The 19,608-nt window shown below is 60.9% G+C and carries 16 protein-coding genes and 1 pseudogene; 4 read left to right on the forward strand and 13 right to left on the reverse strand.

Translation table 11 applies throughout. The features are described 5' to 3' along the window. Nucleotides 1-861: 861 nt before the first annotated feature. From IDH44_RS01895 to IDH44_RS01910, 5 genes and pseudogenes are all read right to left on the reverse strand, one after another. Nucleotides 862-1,737 carry a DUF1206 domain-containing protein gene (locus IDH44_RS01895; RefSeq protein ID WP_223869291.1) on the reverse strand — a complete coding sequence of 292 codons (876 nt, stop codon included), beginning with the start codon at nucleotides 1,735-1,737 and terminating at the stop codon, nucleotides 862-864. 223 nt (nucleotides 1,738-1,960) lie between these two features. After that, nucleotides 1,961-3,373, reverse strand: coding sequence for a SulP family inorganic anion transporter (locus IDH44_RS01900; protein WP_223869292.1), 1,413 nt, complete (start codon nucleotides 3,371-3,373; stop codon nucleotides 1,961-1,963). A 557-nt stretch (nucleotides 3,374-3,930) separates the two neighbouring features. Further along, nucleotides 3,931-4,059 carry a VOC family protein gene (locus tag IDH44_RS26930; protein ID WP_263364350.1) on the reverse strand — a complete coding sequence of 43 codons (129 nt, stop codon included), beginning with the start codon at nucleotides 4,057-4,059 and terminating at the stop codon, nucleotides 3,931-3,933. A gap of 37 nt (nucleotides 4,060-4,096) precedes the next feature. Next, a pseudogene (locus IDH44_RS27315) lies at nucleotides 4,097-4,213 on the reverse strand (hypothetical protein); the annotation flags it as partial. Nucleotides 4,214-4,360: 147 nt separating this feature from the next. Then, nucleotides 4,361-4,930, reverse strand: a complete 570-nt coding sequence (locus tag IDH44_RS01910) for an RNA 2'-phosphotransferase (protein ID WP_397326731.1) — start codon at nucleotides 4,928-4,930, stop codon at nucleotides 4,361-4,363. A gap of 173 nt (nucleotides 4,931-5,103) precedes the next feature. On the opposite strand from IDH44_RS01910, the gene IDH44_RS01915 reads away from it, so the two are divergent. Next, entirely contained in the window at nucleotides 5,104-5,805 is a 702-nt protein-coding gene (locus tag IDH44_RS01915; protein ID WP_223869293.1) for a glycosyltransferase, read from the forward strand. A gap of 427 nt (nucleotides 5,806-6,232) precedes the next feature. On the opposite strand, the gene IDH44_RS27520 is transcribed toward IDH44_RS01915, so the two are convergent. After that, entirely contained in the window at nucleotides 6,233-6,592 is a 360-nt protein-coding gene (locus IDH44_RS27520) for a hypothetical protein (protein WP_263364351.1), read from the reverse strand. A gap of 53 nt (nucleotides 6,593-6,645) precedes the next feature. On the opposite strand from IDH44_RS27520, the gene IDH44_RS01925 reads away from it, so the two are divergent. Continuing rightward, nucleotides 6,646-6,888, forward strand: coding sequence for a sigma-70 family RNA polymerase sigma factor (locus IDH44_RS01925; protein ID WP_190914156.1), 243 nt, complete (start codon nucleotides 6,646-6,648; stop codon nucleotides 6,886-6,888). Nucleotides 6,889-6,970: 82 nt separating this feature from the next. On the opposite strand, the gene IDH44_RS01930 is transcribed toward IDH44_RS01925, so the two are convergent. Together IDH44_RS01930 and IDH44_RS01935 are read right to left on the reverse strand one after the other, a co-directional pair. Then, complete coding sequence (locus IDH44_RS01930) at nucleotides 6,971-8,053, reverse strand: Gfo/Idh/MocA family protein (RefSeq protein ID WP_190914158.1); 1,083 nt, start codon at nucleotides 8,051-8,053, stop codon at nucleotides 6,971-6,973. Between the two features lie 761 nt (nucleotides 8,054-8,814). Then, the gene (locus IDH44_RS01935) at nucleotides 8,815-9,585 is read right to left on the reverse strand and encodes a hypothetical protein (protein ID WP_190914160.1); all 771 of its coding nucleotides are present in this window, start codon (nucleotides 9,583-9,585) and stop codon (nucleotides 8,815-8,817) included. 385 nt (nucleotides 9,586-9,970) lie between these two features. Between IDH44_RS01935 and IDH44_RS01940 the strand changes: the two genes are divergently transcribed. Together IDH44_RS01940 and IDH44_RS01945 are read left to right on the forward strand one after the other, a co-directional pair. Continuing rightward, on the forward strand, nucleotides 9,971-10,717 hold the full coding sequence (locus IDH44_RS01940) for a gluconate 2-dehydrogenase subunit 3 family protein (protein ID WP_397326734.1): 747 nt from the start codon (nucleotides 9,971-9,973) through the stop codon (nucleotides 10,715-10,717). Between the two features lie 25 nt (nucleotides 10,718-10,742). Next, nucleotides 10,743-12,455, forward strand: a complete 1,713-nt coding sequence (locus IDH44_RS01945; protein ID WP_190914164.1) for a GMC family oxidoreductase — start codon at nucleotides 10,743-10,745, stop codon at nucleotides 12,453-12,455. A gap of 222 nt (nucleotides 12,456-12,677) precedes the next feature. Here the strand turns inward: IDH44_RS01945 and IDH44_RS01950 are convergent, their stop codons facing one another. From IDH44_RS01950 to IDH44_RS01970, 5 genes are all read right to left on the reverse strand, one after another. Further along, nucleotides 12,678-13,505, reverse strand: a complete 828-nt coding sequence (locus tag IDH44_RS01950) for a carbohydrate ABC transporter permease (protein WP_190914166.1) — start codon at nucleotides 13,503-13,505, stop codon at nucleotides 12,678-12,680. A gap of 45 nt (nucleotides 13,506-13,550) precedes the next feature. Next, complete coding sequence (locus IDH44_RS01955; protein WP_223869294.1) at nucleotides 13,551-14,432, reverse strand: carbohydrate ABC transporter permease; 882 nt, start codon at nucleotides 14,430-14,432, stop codon at nucleotides 13,551-13,553. Between the two features lie 36 nt (nucleotides 14,433-14,468). After that, nucleotides 14,469-15,971, reverse strand: a complete 1,503-nt coding sequence (locus tag IDH44_RS01960; RefSeq protein WP_190914168.1) for an ABC transporter substrate-binding protein — start codon at nucleotides 15,969-15,971, stop codon at nucleotides 14,469-14,471. Nucleotides 15,972-16,108: 137 nt separating this feature from the next. Then, nucleotides 16,109-17,722, reverse strand: coding sequence for a response regulator (locus IDH44_RS01965; protein ID WP_190914170.1), 1,614 nt, complete (start codon nucleotides 17,720-17,722; stop codon nucleotides 16,109-16,111). Then, on the reverse strand, nucleotides 17,697-19,577 hold the full coding sequence (locus IDH44_RS01970; protein WP_190914173.1) for a sensor histidine kinase: 1,881 nt from the start codon (nucleotides 19,575-19,577) through the stop codon (nucleotides 17,697-17,699). Before IDH44_RS01970 ends, IDH44_RS01965 begins: the two co-directional genes overlap by 26 nt. Nucleotides 19,578-19,608: the final 31 nt, after the last annotated feature.

Raw genomic sequence — 19,608 nt, forward strand, 5'->3', positions numbered from 1 at the left:
ACCCTGGTCGCTCCCTCTAGCCGCCATTTTGGCGGTTACAGCACACGCTCGACCCTGGTCACTCCCTCTAGCCGCCATTTTGGCGGTTACAGCACACGCTCGACCCTGTCCGCTCCCTCTAGCCGCCATTTTGGCGGCTACAGCACACGCTCGCCCCTGTCTGCTCTCTCTAGCCGCCATTTTGGCGGTTACAGCACACGCTCGACCCTGGTCGCTCCTTCTAGCCGCCATTTTGGCGGCTACAGCACACGCTCGCCACTGGTCGCTCCTTCTAGCCGCCATTTTGGCGGCTACAGCACACACTCGCCACTGGTCGCTCCCTCCAGCCGCCATTTTGGCGGCTACAGCACACACTCGCCACTGGTCGCTCCCTCCAGCCGCCATTTTGGCGGCTACAGCACACGCTCACCCCTGGTCGCTCCCTCCAACCGCCATTTTGGCGGCTACAGCACACGCTCGCCCCTGTCTGCTCTCTCCAGCCGCCATTTTGGCGGCTACAGCACACGCTCGACCCTGGTCGCTCTCTCCAGCCGCCATTTTGGCGGCTACAGCACACGCTCGCCCCTGTCTGCTCCCTCCAGCCGCCATTTTGGCGGCTACAGCACACGCTCGCCCCTGTTTCCTCGCTTCCGTTACACCAAGCCGGCCCGGCTGTCGTGGAATGGTCCGTGGACGATTCCCGGCGAGTCGAGCTGCGGATCGAGGTGCCCGCATGAGAAAATCTAAAAGAAGCCGCACCTTCGTCATCTTGGATGAATGAGGTACAGCTCCTTGTCGATCATGGCGATCATGGAGATCATGGCGATCATGGGGAAGCCGCTGCCTCCGCCATTTGGCGGAGGCGCAAGCTTCGTTTTCGCGTCAGCTCCGATCCTTCCCGACCGTACGACGATACCGCGCCAGGATGAGCGTGTAGACGCCGTAGGCGACCACGCCCAGCGCGACTGCGCCGAGCAGCCAGCTGCCGTACGGCTGGTTCGCCAATTCGACCAGCGCGCCGTCGATGCCCTTGGTCTCGCTCGGGTCGGCCTGGACGGCCGTCTGGATCAGGAAGTAGCCGATAATCGCGAATACGACGCCTCTGGCGACAATGCCGGCCTTGCCGATTCGCACGGAGGTGCGGGAGACGGTCCGGCTCATTTTCTCGGTCTTGAACAGCTTGGTGAAATCCGCCCGATACGCCTTCACCCATTGGTACACCCCGTAGCCGATCACCGCCGCGCCGACGATACCAATCAAGAGGGCGCCGAACGGCTGCTGCAACAGCTTGGCCGTGACGCTCTGCTTACCGCCGGAGCCGCCCGAACCGCCGGAGCCGCCGGCGAGCGCCATATGCAGCGCCGTATAAGCCAGACCGGCGTGCACAAGGCCGCTGCCGAGCATGCCGATCCGCTTGGCAAGCGCTTTGCCGCTCGTGCCCTCGCCGTCCGGATCGAGCCAGGCGAAGACGATGCACCAGACCGTATATCCGATCAAGCCGATGCCCAGCACGACAAGGAATACACCGCCGAGCGGCTTCGAACCGATCGCCGCAATCGCACCTTTGGAGTCCGTCAGATCACCGCCAAAGCCGGCAGCCGTCATCACTGCGAGCACGCCAATCGTCACATATACGGCTGCTTTGGCCGCATAGCCGATCCGTGCCAGCTTATCGATCCAGGAGGCATGACGATGGACTGCGCGCCTCGAGTGCGTCGCCACCCGGCTCGGCCGGGTGGCGGTGGATGTAGGATTCATAAGTCAAAAACCTTCCTTCTATTGTGAATTCATGGGGCACGCCATGGAGCATGCGTTGTGTTCGTTCCTCCTCCCCATTTACCCGTTTGCGGTCGCTTTGAACGCAGCCGGGAGACATTTCCATACCCGCCTAACGGAGCGGTGGCGTTGCCGGCGGCAGACACACGCAAAACGTCCGGTACCCTTCTCGGGTACCGGACGTTTTGCGAGGCTTGCTTTTGATTCAGCGACTGCCGCTCTCGGCGGCATGGATGATGCGCACCGACTTGCCATTCTGCTCCAGCCGATTGACGATCTTGTCGAGCGCGAGGCCGGCCGAGTGGTCCATCACCGGCGCCTCGCTCAGATCGATCGACACATGATCGGAGGTGCCGCCCAGTCCGATTTCGTCCTGCAGCTTGGAGGAGGAGACGAAAAACAGCGGCCCCTTCACCTTGTAGAGCGCGTCGCCGCCCTGCAGCTCCTCGCGGCTGATCTGAATCTTCGACGTCTTGTGCGCGAACAGCAGCACGCTTAGCAGCACGCCGACGAGCACGCCGATCGCCAGATCATGCGTATAGACGACGATGCCGACCGTGACGATCATGACGAATGCTTCGCTGCGCGGCACCTTGTGAATGCGGCCGAGGTACTTCCAATCGAAGATCTCGATGCACACCATCAGCATGACGCCGACGAGCGCCGCCATCGGGATATAATTGAGCAGCGGGCCGAAGACGACGGCCAGCAGCAGCAGCGCGACCGCTGCCACCAGCGTGGAGAGGCGCGTCTTGCCGCCGAGCTTGATGTTGATTGCGGACTCGGCGATCAGCGCGCAGCCTGCCATGCCGCCGAAGAAGCCGGTGACGACGTTGGCCGCGCCCTGGCCGACCATTTCCTTGTTCTTGTTCGTCTGCACGCCGGTCATCTCGTCGACGATATCCTGCGTCAACAGCGTCTCGGTGAAGCCGACCACCGCCAGCGACAGCGAATACGGCAGAATAATCCACAGCGTACTGAGATTCCACGGAATATCGGGTATGAAGAACGACGGCAGCGTCGGCGTAATATTCGCCAGATCGCCGACCGATTTCGTCTGCCAGCCCAGCAGCAGCACGACGACGGTCATCATGCCGACCGCGACGAGCGGAGACGGAATTTTTTTGAAAAACCGCGGCAGCACGTAGATGATGAGCAGCGTCACGCCGACCACGACATACATCGGCCACGATTCGCCGCTGAAATTTTTGAGCTGCGATAAAAAAATCAGAATGGCCAGCGCGTTGATAAAGCCGGTAATGACGGCGTTGGGGACAAAGCTCATCCAGCGCCCCAATTTGAGTATGCCCATTAGATACTGTAAAATGCCAGTCAAAATTGTAGCGGCGAACAGGTACTGGATGCCGTGCTCCGCCACCAGGTGCGTCATCAACACGGCCATCGAGCCTGCCGCCGCCGAGATCATCCCAGGCCGGCCGCCCAAAAACGTCGTCACGAGCAAAATGCACACCGATGCGTAAATGCCCACCATCGGGCTTACGCCGGCGATAAACGAAAACGCCAGCGAGTCGGGAATGAGCGCCAGCGTCGCCGTAATGCCTGCGAGCACATCGCCTCGTATGTTCCCGAACCACTGATCCTTCCGCCAAATCGACATTTGATTCATGCTTCTCCTGCCGGATGGCCCCCTCCTTGGGGCTCCGGCATCTCCCACCTCGTTTTCTGTCTGTATTCAGACACATCACGTTCATCTATTCCCTTGCTGTCCTTGCTCCGCAGCCATCAATCTGCAGCCTATATATAGATCCTGCAACGTAATGCAGGCTATCTGCCTATCCGCTAGAAGCGTGGTGAAAAACAAACGCCGCCAAATGTAACCCTCATTAGTTGATCCTGTAACGTAATGCATACAGCGTATCTGCTCTTCACATACCTGCGGCGATGCAGGCAATTCGTATCGGTATTGCTGTAGGGTCCGGCCTGCTTGCTCCCCGTCTCAGCCGGTCTCCAATCACGTCACTCATTATAACACATCTCAGAAATTTGTCACCTTTGCAAACACTCGAACCTACTCTATTTTCACTGCATGAAGCCCGCTCACAAGCGATAGCGCGACACACCGGAAGATGACGCATCGCACAAATTAGACGCTGCCAGGTGGCAGCGTCTGCGGCGTCGCGCTTCATACTCCTTAGCCTCGGTATCGTGCGAGCCTCATTCCTCCTGCGTCGCGATCCACCACGTATTGCCGGCCGGATCCTTGACTCCGCCGCGGCGATCGGGATCGCCTTGCTTGCGCTCGGGCTGCTGGACCGACTCGCCGCCTGCCTCGAGCGCGCGCATAAGCAGCCTCGGCATCCGGCACGTACAGGTGCATGTGCACGGCGACGGCCTTCCACGTCGGCGTCGCATCCGACAGCATCACGACCGTGTCGTCGATTCGCAGCTCCGCATGCATGATCGTACCGTCCGGGCGCTCATAGCGACGCAGCGCCATGGCGCCAAAAGCCTGCTCCAAAAAATCCGCCACTCGCTGCGCCACTCGCTGCGACCAGATAGGGCGAAACCGACGAATACCCCTCCGGCTTCCACTTGGCCGTCATCTTTTTTCCCCCTCGCTTCGTTAAGAATATTCGTGCTCGGGTCAGGAACCGTCGGTCACCGCCACGTCGATATACGCAGGCGACACCTGATCCGCGAGCCAGATTCTGGCGTTGCCAGGATAGAACGGCACCCCGTCCCGCCAAGCCGCCTGGGCTGCAATCTGCAGCAGCACAGGGCGGTCGTCGCGGCGCCGCCCGACCTGCAGCGCCGTGTCAGCGTCCATTGCCAGATGCACGTATTGCCGTGCACGCGGCTTCAGGCCCTCGGCTCGAATAGCGGACAGGAAGCGTCGCGCCGTGCCGTGATACAGCACCTCTGGCGGCTCCGCCTGCTCCCGCTCGATGCGACTCGGTATAGAATGGCCGTATATTGCGCGGATCCGTTCACCCGCGAGCTCCAGCCGCTGCTTGTCCGAGCGCGCCATGACCTCCAGCAGTCGCTGTCGCGTGATCGGCTCGTCCCGCGGCGTCTCGTTCAGCGCCGCCAGCAACTGGCCCACATCGGCCCAGCCCTGCGCGTCCAGCTCCAGCTCATAGGCCCACGGCGCATGCCGCAGCGCGTAAGAGAGCTCCTTGCTCAGCTGCTCATCCTTCATCGGTTCATCCTTCATCGTAATCACTCACCTTACCCTGATCGTTCACCTTATCCTGCTTCGTACACGAACATCGAATCATCGCCCTGCCGCGCCTTCGTCGGAGCATCTCCCTTAGTCGCACCGTGTCAAGCGGCCGCGCCGCACATATGCTGCACTAGAGGAGCACCATTCGACAGGAGGGGACACGCTTGTCCACACCGGGCGTATCGATGATTACGTGTACGAATCAACCGCGGTTTTTTAACAACCTGCTGCGCAATTACCGCCGTCAGCGCTACAAGCACAAGGAATTGATCGTGATACTCAACAAAGACGGCGTCTCCCTTCGCGATTGGCGGCGCAAGGCGGCCCGTTATGCCAACGTACGCGTGTACCAGGTGCCAGAGCGCATCTCGCTGGGCCAATGCTTGAACTGCGGCATCAGCGTGGCCCGTTATCCGCTGCTTGCCAAGTTCGATCATGATGATTATTATGCGCCGTATTATTTGCAAGAACAAGTGAAGGCCTTGCGCCGCACCGGGAGTGCGGTCGTCGGCAAGCACGCTTGCCTCGTCTACCTGGCCGCCAGCCGCAAGCTGATCATCCGGTCGCCGCAGGAGCGCAGCAGACGGGTCGGCTTCGTGCAGGGCGGAACGATCTTGTTCCGCAGAAAGGTGCTCCGGCAAGCCCGTTTCCCGGATCTCTCGCTGGGCGAGGACGTGAAGTTCCTCCGGGACTGTACAAGGAAGGGCCTGGTCATACACGCCACTACGCCTTATAACTATGTCTATGTGCGCCGCAAAAACAAACGCACGCATACATGGCGAGTGGGCGATCATCGTTTCCTGCCGGGCAGTATCCCCGTGGCCGTCACCGGGAACTTTCGCCGGTATGCGGGGCGCAAGCCATGAATAAAGACTGATATGTGGGGCAAGGCGAAATGGCGAGGCCGTTTGGGTGCCGAGTAAGTTTCGTTCCGCCAAATCGAGCGTTGTGTTACGGGCGGGCAAGCTAACCACCTGGAATGGAGACGCTAATGTTTTAAGCCCTTCGCTGGAACGTCACAGGGAACGCTTAGCGGGCGGCCAGCGCCGCCCCTTTTCGCATTATCCTAATCAAGTATCACCATGGAATATTGTTTACGCATGCTTTTATTCCCTTATTGCGCAATTCGGAATCTCCCGTTATCGTCAATATAAGTAGCGGCTTAGGATCCTTTCATGAACGAAAACGTGAAATGATCGATTTCCTATTTTCCTTAATACAAGAAACTGGGCCAAGTGCGACATGGAGCCAAATGGAGAAATTGCATCAAGGGCGACAGTTGCTGCTCGCCATCTAATAAAGGGTTGGGGTATGAGGTAAAGCTGAAGATTCTTCTTGCTCACTCTGCTGATGGACAGGATGTTCGAAAAAGTCTGGTGTATAACTTAAGGTACCACGCAATGGCTCGCCCTGCATGACCTGTATCGCATGCTCTACCGCCGCATGCTGCGGGCGACCGGCGATCACGCCGCCTCCGAGAATCTCGTGCAGGAGGTGGCCATCCGACTCGTGCAGCGGCCGCCGCTTGATGCCAGCGAGGCCCGCTTGCGAACCTGGATCCATGTGGCCGCCCGCAATCTGATCGTCAACAATTGAAAAAAAAACGCCGTGCGCATGCTGGAGACGAGCCTGCCGATTGATGCCGCGCATCACGAAAACCCGGCTCCCACCATGCCGAGACGGTGGAAAGCCGGGTCGAAACAGCCATGCTGGAGGCCGTGATCGAGCGCTGCATGCAGACGATGACGCCCGAGCACAGCCAGCTGATCCGGCTCAAGTGGAAGCGGCAGCTCAGCTATCGGGAACTGGCTCAGACGCTCGATACCACCGAACCGATTATCCGGCAAAAACTGCATCGCGCGCGCCTGTCGCTGCTCCGCAAGCTCGCGCTCTTCTGGGATGAACAGCTCGCCCGGGAACCCTCCGCCAAGCACCGCGTGCACGGATAGCGCCGCTCCGTCCACGTCGGCCGCGCCGCCTCTGCCCGCGTCGCCGGCCGCTAGTCCGAATCCCACAGCTGCCGGCCTGCCGCTATTGCGTATCCGCCCACGGCTGACGCGTCGAGCGAATCGTCTCGCCGGTCTGCACCGCCTGCTCGATCAGAAGGCCGATATACTGATCCTGCGAGGCCTCCGGCAAGCCGTAGAAGGACGGGCCGCCGGCCGCGTAGGCCGCCATCCGGCCCAGACAGGTGGCAATTGCGATCTCGTCGTCGTACAGTCGGGCCGGCGCGTAGGGATTCTCATACAGCCACTGCTCGCCGACCAGGAAGCCCTTCAGAAAGTACCCCTCCGCATTCTCATACTCGCCCTTGTTGACGCGCTTGAGGTCCAATTGCAGCTCCGTGCAGGAGGCGCCCTGCAGACGGATGCGCTGATCGAAGATCTCGCCCCGCAGACCGCGGATGCAGATCGAGTTGGAACGCGTCCACGAGCGGTGCTGCCCGCCGGTAAAGTCGTAAATGCCCAACCTGTCGCCAAAATCGAGCCAGGCCAGATCCCGCGCGCACGGCACGATGCGATCCTCCGTCGGCGGCCCGCTCCGGCCCGGACCCGCCACCCATTCGGACTGAAAGCGCATGCCCCGAATCGTCACATTCTCGAACCGCACCCCCAGCGTCGACCGCATCAGACTCACGGCGTGGTACAAGTGTGAGATTGAGACCGTGACCTCGCTCACGCGGCCGAGTCTGCCGGAATCGATCACCGCCTGGCGCGCCGCCTGCGCCGGATATAAGGGATACTGCTCCGCGACTTGGATGCGCGCCCCCGAGCGCGCAAGCGTCTCATGCACCTGCAGCAGCCCGTCCAGATCGGAGGCCGGCGGCGTCTCCGTCAGCACTGGCACGCCCCGCTGCGCCAGCTCCTGCATGTAGGCATACGAAGCGGCGGGCGGCACCGACAAGACGACGAACTCCGGCTGCTCCGCCGCCAGCAGTCGCTCCAGCGTGCGATAGGTCTTCACGCCCCACTGCGCCTCCATCGCTTCGCCCTTCGCCGGATCGCGGACGACCATACCGCCCACGCGAAATCGTTCTGGAAGTGCTTGCGCAATCCGCAAAAAATATTGCGCCCGAAAGCCCGCTCCCCCCACAATACTAAAAACCGCTCCCATGCCGGTTCATCCTCTCCCTTACTCGAACTGCGAATTGATGCCGATAACCCTCTCCGCTAAGCAGCCGCTCCCCTCTCAGGGGGAATCTTTATATGAAAACACTATCTTTTATTTATATGCAAAGATGATATTATGCTCATTTAAAAGTTTTAAACCAGTCCCACTCTGTAATGAAGAATCTCCATCGTACAAAATAACACCTGACATCTTGCTCATTCCTTTGTAAACTTAATTTATTACAAATTTTCTATTTTCAAATGAGCACATCTCTTAAGAAGTTCTTCTATAAATATCTGTTTATGTGCAGGGGATAATTTTACCTCACCGTATTTATGAAATATATCAATTCCATCAAATTTAGTAAATTCGATAGACTGCCCATCTTCGTACACACGTCTCACCTGAATTTATTCTGTAGCGGACATCCGTTGCCTTGGACGAAGTCGGCCCGAGCTTTTCGCTGTTACGTGCGAACCAATGCGGACGCATGTTGCTTCCACCCGCTCCGCTTCCTTACACATTTCCAAGCAACCTTCTTCATTCCATATCATTAAAATTCTCCTTTTTTCTGAGCATTCCTTTTTATCGGTTTGATTTATGGCTATGATTAACTACAATTGCGAGCGTGACTCGAAAAAGCAGGCATTCAAAAGGCTACGCAGACGACTCCCCGCGAAGCCTTTTACCTAAACGCGTATTCGCTTGGCGCTGCTTATCGGGAGCGGGCCATTCCGCCTCTACGCAGGCGGCCAAGCTTCCCGTTACTTGCTATTCGAGTCCGACGCCAGCTCCAGCAGCTTCACGATATCGTCCGCCATGCCGCGTCCGGGCCGCTCGCCGTGCGCCTCGCTGCGGATGCGCTGGATCAGCTCGACCGCTTCCGGGCTTGTCGCCGTGAGGATCTTGACGTTTGCCCCCATAAATTCATGAATCTTGTCGACCGCTTGCTCGAGATTATTGTCCTGCTCCATCCCCGGCTCGGGCTCCGTGCCGTACGTGCCGACCCGGCTGCCCGGCTCCTGGCCGTGCCCGGAGAAGCCGCCGGTCTGGCTCAGCACCTTGCGCTGCATCGGATCGTATTGCGACGCGGTCATCTCCTCCCGCTCCGTCGCGGCCACGACGAGATCGTCGATGACCAGCACGGAGACGCCGTCGATGCCAGCGCCGCTGAGCCGCGATTCCAGATGCGAGGAGAAGCCCTCGCTCTGCAGCCCGGAGCTGCCAATCCGGCTATACGTCGAGGTGCCCATCCCATAGGTGGTGGCGCCGCGCTCGTTGGTCGTCTTGCTGTGCACGCCGCTGGCCCCGGGGATGAAGGCCTCGCCGTGCATGCCCGTCATCCCGTGCGCCTGGTTGGTCATCTCCCCGTTCCCGCCGTTCATTCCGTTATTGGCACCGTTGCCGTTTAATTCGTCACCGCCATTGTTGTTCCCGATATGGTTGGTGCCATCATTGACCATCCCGTTCGTGCACGCCGTCAGCGTCAGCATCCCGATCAGCAGCGCCGCCGCAAGCTTGTTGCGTGTTCGCATGTTGCATCCTCCCGCTTTCTCGTCATTGTCAGCCCGGCACGAGCTGCTACGCCCTTAGAATGACCAATTTCTGCATATGTATAATCGCCTTCGCATGGAAAATAATAACCGGGCAGGGAATTGGAAGGAGGACCAAACGATGGATGAACGTGATACACCGCAGCATTCGCCCGGCGACTCGGCGCAGGAGCCAGACTTGCCGCGCGAAAAAGGGCCGGGCACCGGACCAGAAAACGACCCGCTCACCAGACCCGACAACGGCCCGGGCGCCAGACCCGGCAATCCCGCCAACGCGCAGCGCGAGCCGACCCAAGGCGAGGCCGCCATCAGCAGTACCCGATCAGAGCCCGTCCGCGCCGCCGCGGCACCGGATGACGACGACCGCGTGCGCGAGCCCTCGCGGCGGCGCTTCCTCGCGCGCTCCGGGATCGCGCTCGGCGGCCTCGTCGTCGGCGGCGCGCTCGGCGCGCTAATCGGCCGCGAGACTGGCGACGAGGGCGACAACACCGCGCCGCCGGCGGCGGACGGCGAGCAGCAGCAGATCCCCGCCAACTTCAACCGCGCGCTCATGCACTTCTCGCAAGACCAGTTCCGTATCGTCGACGCGGCCATGGAGCGCATCTATCCCGCCGACGACAGCGGTCCGGGCGCGAGCCTGCTCGGCGCCGCCTTCTTCATCGACCATCAGCTCGCGGGCGAATACGGCTTCAACGGGCGCGATTACATGTCGCCGCCGTTCTACGCCGGAGAGAAGCAGCAGGGCTACCAAGGCCGCCTCAAGCGGCGCGAGATCTACGACATCGGCATCCAGGAGCTGGAGAATTACAGCCTCGCCGCCTTCGACGCCGGCTTCGCCGAGCTGACGGGGGAGCAGCAGGACGAGGTGCTGCAGGCCTTCGAATCCGACAGTGTGGGGCTGACGACGATCTCGGCGAGCGCTTTTTTCACTATGCTGCGGGCCAATACGCTCGAGGGTATCTACAGCGACCCGCTCTATGGCGGCAATGCCAATATGGATGGCTGGCGCATGCGCGACTACCCGGGCAATCAGATGAGCTACACCACCGTCATCGACCAGCCCTTCGAGGTGATCGAGCCGTCCAGCCTGCAACAGCATATGACCGGACACTAGACTACAAGAGGAGCGACAGACAGCTATGGCCAAAAAACTGCCGAAAACGGACGTCGTCATCGTCGGCGTCGGCTGGGGCGGCGGCATCATCGCCTCGGAGCTGACCAAGCAGGGACTGAATGTGGTCGGGCTCGAGCGCGGCCGCGAGCGCAAAACCGAAGACTACTTCATGGTGCACGACGAGCTGCGCTATGCGCTGCGCTATGATCTGATGCAGGATCTGTCCAAGGAGACGATCACCTTCCGCGGCAACGAGAAGATCCGCGCGCTGCCGATGCGGCAATACGGCTCGTTCCTGATCGGCGACGGGCTCGGCGGCGCGGGCGTGCACTGGAACGGCCAGACGTACCGCTTCCTGCCGTACGACTTCGAGATTCTCAGCCAGACGATCGAGCGCTACGGCAAGGATAAGATTCCCGAGGGCATGACCATCCAGGACTGGGGCATCACCTACGACGAACTGGAGCCGTACTTCGACAAATTCGAGCAGATGGCCGGCATTTCCGGCGAGCCCAGCCCGCTCGGGGCCGCCCGCTCGGCAGACTATCCGACTCCGCCGATGAAGATGACGCCGCAGCTGCAGTTGTTCACCGATGCCGCCAAGCGGCTCAATCTGCATCCGTACAGCATGCCGTCGGCCAACCTGTCGGAGAATTATACCAATCCGGACGGCATCGCCCGCATCGCCTGCCAGTACTGCGGCTACTGTGAGCGCTTCGGCTGCGAATACGGGGCCAAGGCCGATCCGGTCGTCACCGTTATTCCGGTGGCGAAGCAGACCGGAAAATTCGAAATTCGCACCCACTCCAACGTGCGCCGCGTGCTGCACACCGACGGCAAAGCGACCGGCGTGCTGTATACCGACGTCACGACCGGCGAGGAGATCGAGCAGCCTGCGGACATCGTCGTGCTGACGAGCTACGTGTTCAATAATACCCGCCTCCTGCTGCTCTCCGGGATCGGTAAGCCGTACGATCCGCAGAGCGGCAGCGGCGTAATCGGTAAGAACTACGCCTACCAGGTCGTCAAAGGCGGGGCGACCGGATTTTTTGAGGAACAATTCAACAGCTATGCCGGGGCGGGCGCACTGGGCGCAACGCTCGACGACTACAATGGCGACAACTTCGACCATAGCGAGCTGGGATTCATTCACGGCGGCAGCATCTCGACGAGCATGACCGGCAAGCGCCCGATCCAGAACAACACCGTGCCCGGCGGCACTCCGACATGGGGGGCGCAGTTCAAAAGCAATTCGCTCAAGTACGCCAACAGCGTGCTGTCGGTCGGCAGCCAGGGCTCGTCGATGCCGTACCGTCATCACTTCCTGGATCTGGACCCGGCGTACAAGGACGTCTTCGGCGACCCGCTGATGCGCATTACCTTCGACTTCGAGGAGCAGGACCGCCAGCTCGCCCTGCATCTGTCGGGCAAGTGCGCCGAGATCCTCAAGGAAATGGGCGCCGGCACCGTCGACCAGCTCACAGAGCTGGGACCGTACGACATCGTCACGTACCAATCGACGCACAACACCGGCGGTGTCATCATGGGCGCCTCGCCCGAGGATTCGGCGATCAATAATTACTCTCAGGTATGGGACATGGACAATCTGTTCGTCGTCGGCGCCAGCGCCTTCCCGCATAATTCCGGCTACAATCCGACCGGCACGGTCGGCGCGCTGGCCTACCGGGCGGCCGAGGGCATCCTCGCCTACCGCGACAAGGGCGGCTTGCTCGTCTAGCGGCGCGCCTCGCGCGGCCGGCAGACCCATGTCCTGCGGGGCTGCTCGTCTAGCGGCGCCGCGCGCTCGGATTGCGCTTGGCGCGGCGCCGCACCATGCCAGGCAGACCGCGCGCCAAGCCGTATGCGTCTGCCCCCACGTCTGCCGGCAAGACCAACAGGCTGTGCCGCACTCCCCTGCGCAGGCAGGATGCGGCACAGCCTTTTTGACACACAAATCGTATCACATCTTGATCGAACCGCTGGCGATGCCCTCGACAAAATTGCGCATCAGGAAGGCGAACAGGATCAACAGCGGCACGGAGGCCACGACATAGGCGGCCATCATCGCGCCGTAATCGATGAGCCCCTGCGTCGTCGACGAACCCTCGAAGGCGACCAGCGCCAGCGTCAGCGTCTGATGCGCCTGATTGAGCACCAGCGAAGGCAGCAGATAATCGTTCCACAGACTGTTGATGTTCATGATGCCGACCGTCGTGCAGATCGGCACCGACAGCGGCAGCACGATCGCGGTGAAGATGACCGGGCTGCCGGCGCCGTCGATCCGGGCCGCCTCGAAGAGCTCGTTCGACAATTGCTCGAAGAACGTCTTGAGCACGAAGATCGAGAACGCCTGACCGCCCGCGATATAGGGCAGGACGAGCGCCCAGTACGTATCCGAGAGCCCCAGCTTCTTGATCTGCAGATACAGCGGGATCAGCGTCAGGAAGCCCGGAATCAGCAGCAGCGAGAAGACCAGCAGGAACAGCGCATTGCGCAGCGGAAAGCGCAGCTTGGCAAACGCATATGCGCTCATTGCCGCAAACAGCAGGATGAACACGATGCTCAGCAGAACGATCACGACGGTGTTCGCAATCGGCGTATTCACGCGCTCCCATGCGGCGGCGTAATTGCTCCAATTCAGCGTCCGCGGCCAAGCGATCGTGCTCGTCGCAAAGCCGAGCGGCGACTTTAATGAATTCGCCGCAATGAAATAGACAGGCAAGACGGTGAGCACAATCAGCAGCCAGAGGCCGCCATGCTTCATCACGGACAAGGCGCGCAGCTTCACGGCCGTCCCCTCCTTTCGTTACCATATCGGCCCGGCATCCAGGCATCAGGCATCGGACTTGACCAGCCGCATATTCACGATCGTGAACGCCAGGATGACGACGAAGATGACCAGCGCGATCGCCATGCCGTATCCGAACTCGCCATTCACCGTCGAGACATTGTACATGTGCAGGATCGGAACGTAGGTCGAGTAGCCGGGTCCGCCGCCCGTCATCACCAGCGGCGGAATAATATTCTGCAGGCTGCCGATCAGCGTCAGGATGACGATCAGTCGAAACTGCGGCAGCGAGAGCGGGATGTCCAGCCGCAGCACGCGCCGCCAGCCCGTCGCGCCGTCCAGCTTGGCCGCCTCGATCACCTCCTTGGGGATGCTCTGCAGCCCGGCGTAGAAGATGAGCAGATTGAACGGATTGATCCACGGCACCCCCATGAAAATGATCGCGTAGAGCGCAATGTCCGGATCGCCCAGCCACAGCTGCTGCCAATGCTCCAGCCCGAACAGGGCGAACAACTGGTTGATCGCCCCGTCGCCTTGATACACGAAGCGCCATAGCAGGATGGTGACGACCATCGGGATGACGATCGGCAGCACGAAGATCGTCCGATAGACATACTGCCAGCGCGACTTGCGCACGTGGAAGATCAATTCCGCCACCAGAAACGAAGGCAGGACCGCCAGCAATACCGCAAACGCCACCCAGATTAGCGCATTGATCGTCGACTGGCCCAGCACGTCGTCGCTCAGCATGCGCCGGAAGTTGTCCAGTCCGATAAAAGCGGGCGGATTAAAGCCGTCCCAGTACGTAAACGCCCCGCTGAGCGCCTGATAGACCGGGTAGTACATGAACCAGATCAAAAACACGAAAGTCGGGAGAATGAACGCATACCCGGTCAGGGCCATCGCCGTTCGCGCCTTCAGCCGCATCCCGGACCACCTGCCTTTCCGCGCGGCCTGCCTGCCCTAGTACGCGCTGAAATCAATGTCATTTTTCGTCTTGTATTCGTTTTGCGCGGCGTCCAGCGCTTTTTGCACACTTTCGGTCGCTTCCTCCAGGCCGATGTTGCCGCTCAGATACAGGCCGAAGGTGCGCTGAATATCCTTGAGCAGATTGGCGGAGGAATTGCCGATCGAGACGACGCGCAGCGCCTGGGTCGATTGCTCGGCCAGCTCCTTCATCTCCGCGTTGGGCGAGGTGCCCGGCCATGTCGGCACGAAGGTGCCGTTCTCGTTCACGACCTGCTCCACATGCCCCGGCGTACCGATAAAGTGCAGCCAGTCGATGACCGCCTCCAGCTTGCCCGGCTCCTTCATCGTCTTGTTCGCTTCCTTGGTCGCCACGGCGAACTGGAACGCCGCATTCGGTCCCCCTACGGCGCCGGAGACGTCGAGGCCGTTGGTCAGCGGGGTCACCGAGGGCTCCAGGATCGGGAAATTAAAGGAACCGAGCTCGAATTGAATTTGCGCGTCCCGCGCAAGATTCGGCACCCAGCTGCCATCATAAAAAATCGCGGTTTTGCCGGCCAGGAAGTCGTTGCGCGCCGTTTCCGTGACGACCGCTACATCGGCGGTCAGGTAATCGGGCTTCCACGTATCGGTAAAGGTTTTGAAGATCGGCCACCAGGCCATCAGCCGCTCGTCCCCGGTACTCAGAATGCCCTTGTGAATGGCGACCGCCTCATCCTTCGACGACACCCCCGGCGCCTCGTCGAAGCCGGCGATCGTATCGTACTCTTCGGCGTAGAAGTCGCTCAGAAAGTGGCGCTGGAACCAGCCGTAATCCGGCGCCTGCGACATTGGGACAATGCCTGCCTCCTGCAGTTGAGCTGCGAGGGCCAGCAACTCGTTCCACGTCGTCGGCAGCTCCTCGATGCCCGCCTGCTCGAACAGGTCCTTGTTGTAGAAAAAAGCGGTGGCAACGTAATCGCCGTTGATGTTGTAATGCTCGCCGCCCGGCGCCACGGTCTCGTTGACCACCGTCTCGTTCATGGCATCCACCCACTTGTCCTGGTCCGGCAAATACGGATTCGGCGCGTTCAGATAGGGCGTGAGATCGACTGCAATTCCTTTGGGCAGCGTGCCGTTGAGATCCGCCCACTGGCCCCAGAATACGTCGAACATCTCGCCTGCCGCCGCCTTGACGCGCACGGTCTGCGTATAGTCCTTGAATTCCTCGTCGACGAACTGAATGTCGATGCCGGGATGCTCGGCCTCGTACGCCTCCGCCAGCGTCGCCAGCATCTTCTGCTCGGCCTGAATGCCGGAGATGTTTTTGGCATTCGGCGTATAGGCCTGCGCATACATGGTAATCGTACCCGTCCATGTGCCGCCTTCAGCTCTGCCGCCCCCGCCGGACGACGCGGTTCCGGAGTTCGCCCCCCCGTTGCCGTCGCTGCAAGCACCGAGAGCCAGCACCGGAACGAGCATCGCGATCGGCCAGACGCGCTTGAACTTGTTCTGATTCATATGAATTCCCTCCCGCCTTATTTGGTAAGCGCATTCAATTTCGGAATAGGTTCATCATAATAGACCACGGCGCGGGCAGCCAGTCACGTAAATTTGACCAAAGGGGGGATTTTTTTACCCCGGCACTTCCTGGACTCCTAGTGCGGCTGGTCCGGACGCTTCTTGAATTCCGACGGCGTACAGCCGACTGTGTCCTTGAACACGCGGTAGAAATGCTTGACGTCGGCGTATCCGATCCGGCTGCTGATCTCCTGCATCGTGCACGCTTCTTCGCGCAGCAGCCGCTTGGCCTCCTCGATGCGGCACGCCTTCAGATAGTCGACGAAATTGCGGCCGACGGCTCGCTTGAACCAACGGCTGAAATAGCTCGCATTCATGCCCATGTAATCGGCCGCCGTCTGCAGGCTGACCCCTTCGCCGAGATAATCGCGCACATATTGCTGCGCCTTCTGCGCCGCCGCCAGATCCGGCGGACGCTGCTCGGGCTCGACCAGCCGGCACACCTGCCCGATCAGCAGACCGAGGCGCTCCGACAGCGTCGCGCGGGTGGCGGAGCGCTCGAGCTCCGCCAGCCACGTCTGCCACGGCTTGCCATCGAGTCCGGGCGCATAGCCGCGCTGTGTCAGCTCCGTCGCCAGGCGCAGCACGTAATGCACGAGCAGCCGCTTCAGGCCTTGCGGGCCGAGCGCGACCGCCGATATCGCCTGCTCCAGCGCGCCCCGGGCCGGCTCCTCGCGGCCCTGCAGGAGCAGCGTCAGCGAATGCTCCAGCTGGCCGAGCGGCAGCTCGGGCAATTCCTGCTCAGCCTGGATCCGCGAGACCGCCAGCACGCGATCCCCGCCGTAGACATAGCGGTACCCGACAGCGAGCGTCGCCTCCCTGTATGCAGCCGGCGCACTCGAGAAGGCATGCGCCGCGCTGACGCCGACTGTGACCGTGCGGTTGAACAAGGCCGCGATATCCGCACGCAGCCGCTCCGCCTGCGCGGCGGCGTGGGCTGCCGCCTCATCCGCGCTCGCACCGGGCGCGCAGCGTGCGATGACGATCACCTGCGCCGCCTGATCCTGCAGGACGAGCGTGCCGTCGAGGTCTGCGTACCATTCCTGCGCACACTTGGTCAAGGCATACAGGAACAGCTCGATGTCGAAGGCGCTGTAGGCGTCTCGCTCGATCCAGTCCGGACTGACCGCCAGCACAATCACCCGGTCCGTCTCCCGGTCGAACGGCAGCGCGGCTCCGGCGCCGACGATGAACGCCTCGAGCTCCTGAATATCGTGGCCGAGCAGCGCATGCTGTCCGTACAGCTGGCGCGCCAGCGGCTCCGCCTGCCGCACCGCCCGCCGCAGCGTGCGCAGCTCGCCCTGGTGCGCGCGCTCGCGCTCGATGCGCACAGCCGACTTGCGCAGCGCCTCCAGCAGCTCCTGGCGGTCCAGCGGCTTGGTGATGAATTCCAGCACGCCGTGATGGATCGCTTCTTTGGCGAGCTGAAAGTCCGGGTAGGCCGTCAAAATAATGCGATGAATGCGCGGCGACTGCGCGGCGATGGCCCTACAGCATGCGAGACCGTTCTGCCCCGGCATGCGAAAGTCCAGAATTACCAGATCCGGCTGCAGGCGAAAAATTTGCCGAAGTGCCGATACCCCGTCCTCCGCTTCGCCGATCACCTCCCAATCGGGAGCAAATCGCGCGATAATTTTGCGTATGCCTTGGCGGATGACGAACTCGTCATCCGCGATGATGACGCGATACATAGGCGTGGACCTCGCTTTCATTGCGTATAATAGGGATGGAAATGACGACCTGCGTGCCCGCGCCGGGCTCGCTCTGCACCGTCATCGCGCAGCTCTCCCCGAAGTACAGCTTCAACCGGGCGTAGACATTGGCCAGTCCGATGCCTTGCCCCGACCCGGCCGCATCGGCGCCGGCACCCTGCACCTGCGCCTCCAGCTGGGCGCGCAGCTGCTGCAGGCGGCCGGCCTCGATGCCCAGCCCGTCATCGGCCACCGTAATGACGATGCGCTCGGGCTTCGCTCCAGCTTGCCGCGTCTTTTCCGCAACGGTCGAGTCCGCGCTCGCTTCCATGCTTACCCGCAGACGGCCCTTGCCTTCCTTCATCTCCAGCCCGTGGTAGAAGGCATTCTCAATGAGCGGCTGCACCGTCAGCTTGGGCAGATAGCAATCCAGAATCGTCGCCTCCGCCTCTACCGTCATGTCGAAGCGCGGGCCATAACGATTCGCCTGAATATGGAAATAACTGCGGACGTAATCCCGTTCTTCGCGGAAGCGGATAAAGTCGTTGCCGCGGTAGATCGACGTCTTCACGAGCCGTCCGAGCGAGGTCAGCATCTCCACCGTGGAATCGGCTTCGTCCAGCTCGGCCTTCATTTTGATCGTCTCCAGCGTGTTGAACAGGAAGTGCGGGTTGATCTGCGATTTGAGCGCCTGCAGCTCGCTCTCCTTGCGCAGCAGCTCGGCTTGGTACAGGTTGCGAATCGTTTCGTCCAGGCGGCGGCTCATCCGAATGACGCTGCGGATCAGATGGCCGATCTCGTTGCGCGGCGGGTTCGGATACGCAATGGCGAAGTCCTCCTTCTCGACGCGCTTGATCAATGCGATCAGCCGGTAGATCGGCTTCGTAATCTGGATAGAACTAAGCGTGGACAGCAGGATCGCAATTATAATGCAAGCCAGCCCAAGAATAAGCATGGAATTGCGCACGCTGCTGTTGCCCGTCGCAATCTGTACGACCGGCACATCCCCGACGACCGTCCAGCCATAGTCGCCGATCTGGCTGTACACGATGAGATTGCGCTGCTCGCCGTCGCGCACCCGCTGCATCCCCCGCTCGCCGTCGATCAGCTCGGGCAGCCGCTCCAGCAGCGCCTGCTCCACAGGGTCGTTGGCATAGATGAGCTGACTGTCGCGATCCATGATGAAGAACGAGCCGCTCTCGCCCAGGTGCACCGCATCCATAATCTCTTCGATGTCGCGGAGCATGAAGTCGACCTCGAAGTATCCGGCGTACTCCAGCATCGTCGACGATTTGTAAATTTTGCGAACCAGCGAGAAGACTTGCTGCTCGTCGAAGGCGGCGTTGAGGTCCTCCGAGAGCGGCCGGTGCAGACTGAGGAAGAGCAGATTCTCGTCCGATGCGCTAAAGCTGGCGTACCACGGCATTTGCTCCACCGTAAAATCGGCGGGCAAATACCCTTGGTTGAAAATGGATTCGCTCCCCGGACCGGGCTTGTCGAAATAATACATACGCGTGACGCTCTCGCGCTGCGATTGCCAGAGGCTAAAGTTTTTTTCAATCGTCTCCTTCTTCTCCCGAACGGCGGCGGGAGCGGTCGGGCGCTCAAGCGTGAGCAAGTCCTGGAATTCGCGGCTGTAGTAGGGCTGAAGGGTGAAGCGCTCCAGCTCGCGGATATAGCTCTCGATGCTGGCGGCGGTGCTGGTCGACACCTGCAGGGCAAAGTCGCTCAGCTTGTCCTCCATCGCTTGCCGGTACAGGTTGTACGCGCCCAGACCGAGCACGGACAAGGGGAGCACAATGAACACGATGTAGGTCAGGATCAATTTTTGCTTGAAGCTGATAAAATGGCGCATGCGCATCACCTGTCTCTGTCGGAGTCGGATG

This window comes from Paenibacillus sabuli (assembly GCF_014705605.1).
GTDB lineage: Bacteria > Bacillota > Bacilli > Paenibacillales > Paenibacillaceae > Paenibacillus_D > Paenibacillus_D sabuli.

Excerpts from the sequence above, each read along its gene's own strand:
- IDH44_RS01955 (WP_223869294.1), bottom strand. The coding sequence starts at position 14,432 with ATGCGGCTGAAGGCGCGAACGGCGATGGCCCTGACCGGGTATGCGTTC.
- IDH44_RS26930 (WP_263364350.1), bottom strand. The coding sequence starts at position 4,059 with ATGCGCGCGCTCGAGGCAGGCGGCGAGTCGGTCCAGCAGCCCGAGCGC.
- IDH44_RS01965 (WP_190914170.1), bottom strand. The coding sequence starts at position 17,722 with ATGTATCGCGTCATCATCGCGGATGACGAGTTCGTCATCCGCCAAGGC.
- IDH44_RS01900 (WP_223869292.1), bottom strand. The coding sequence starts at position 3,373 with ATGTCGATTTGGCGGAAGGATCAGTGGTTCGGGAACATACGAGGCGAT.
- IDH44_RS01970 (WP_190914173.1), bottom strand. The coding sequence starts at position 19,577 with ATGCGCCATTTTATCAGCTTCAAGCAAAAATTGATCCTGACCTACATC.
- IDH44_RS01925 (WP_190914156.1), top strand. The coding sequence starts at position 6,646 with ATGCTGGAGGCCGTGATCGAGCGCTGCATGCAGACGATGACGCCCGAG.
- IDH44_RS01935 (WP_190914160.1), bottom strand. The coding sequence starts at position 9,585 with ATGCGAACACGCAACAAGCTTGCGGCGGCGCTGCTGATCGGGATGCTG.
- IDH44_RS01945 (WP_190914164.1), top strand. The coding sequence starts at position 10,743 with ATGGCCAAAAAACTGCCGAAAACGGACGTCGTCATCGTCGGCGTCGGC.
- IDH44_RS01960 (WP_190914168.1), bottom strand. The coding sequence starts at position 15,971 with ATGAATCAGAACAAGTTCAAGCGCGTCTGGCCGATCGCGATGCTCGTT.
- IDH44_RS01895 (WP_223869291.1), bottom strand. The coding sequence starts at position 1,737 with ATGAATCCTACATCCACCGCCACCCGGCCGAGCCGGGTGGCGACGCAC.
- IDH44_RS01930 (WP_190914158.1), bottom strand. The coding sequence starts at position 8,053 with ATGGGAGCGGTTTTTAGTATTGTGGGGGGAGCGGGCTTTCGGGCGCAA.
- IDH44_RS01910 (WP_397326731.1), bottom strand. The coding sequence starts at position 4,930 with ATGAAGGATGAACCGATGAAGGATGAGCAGCTGAGCAAGGAGCTCTCT.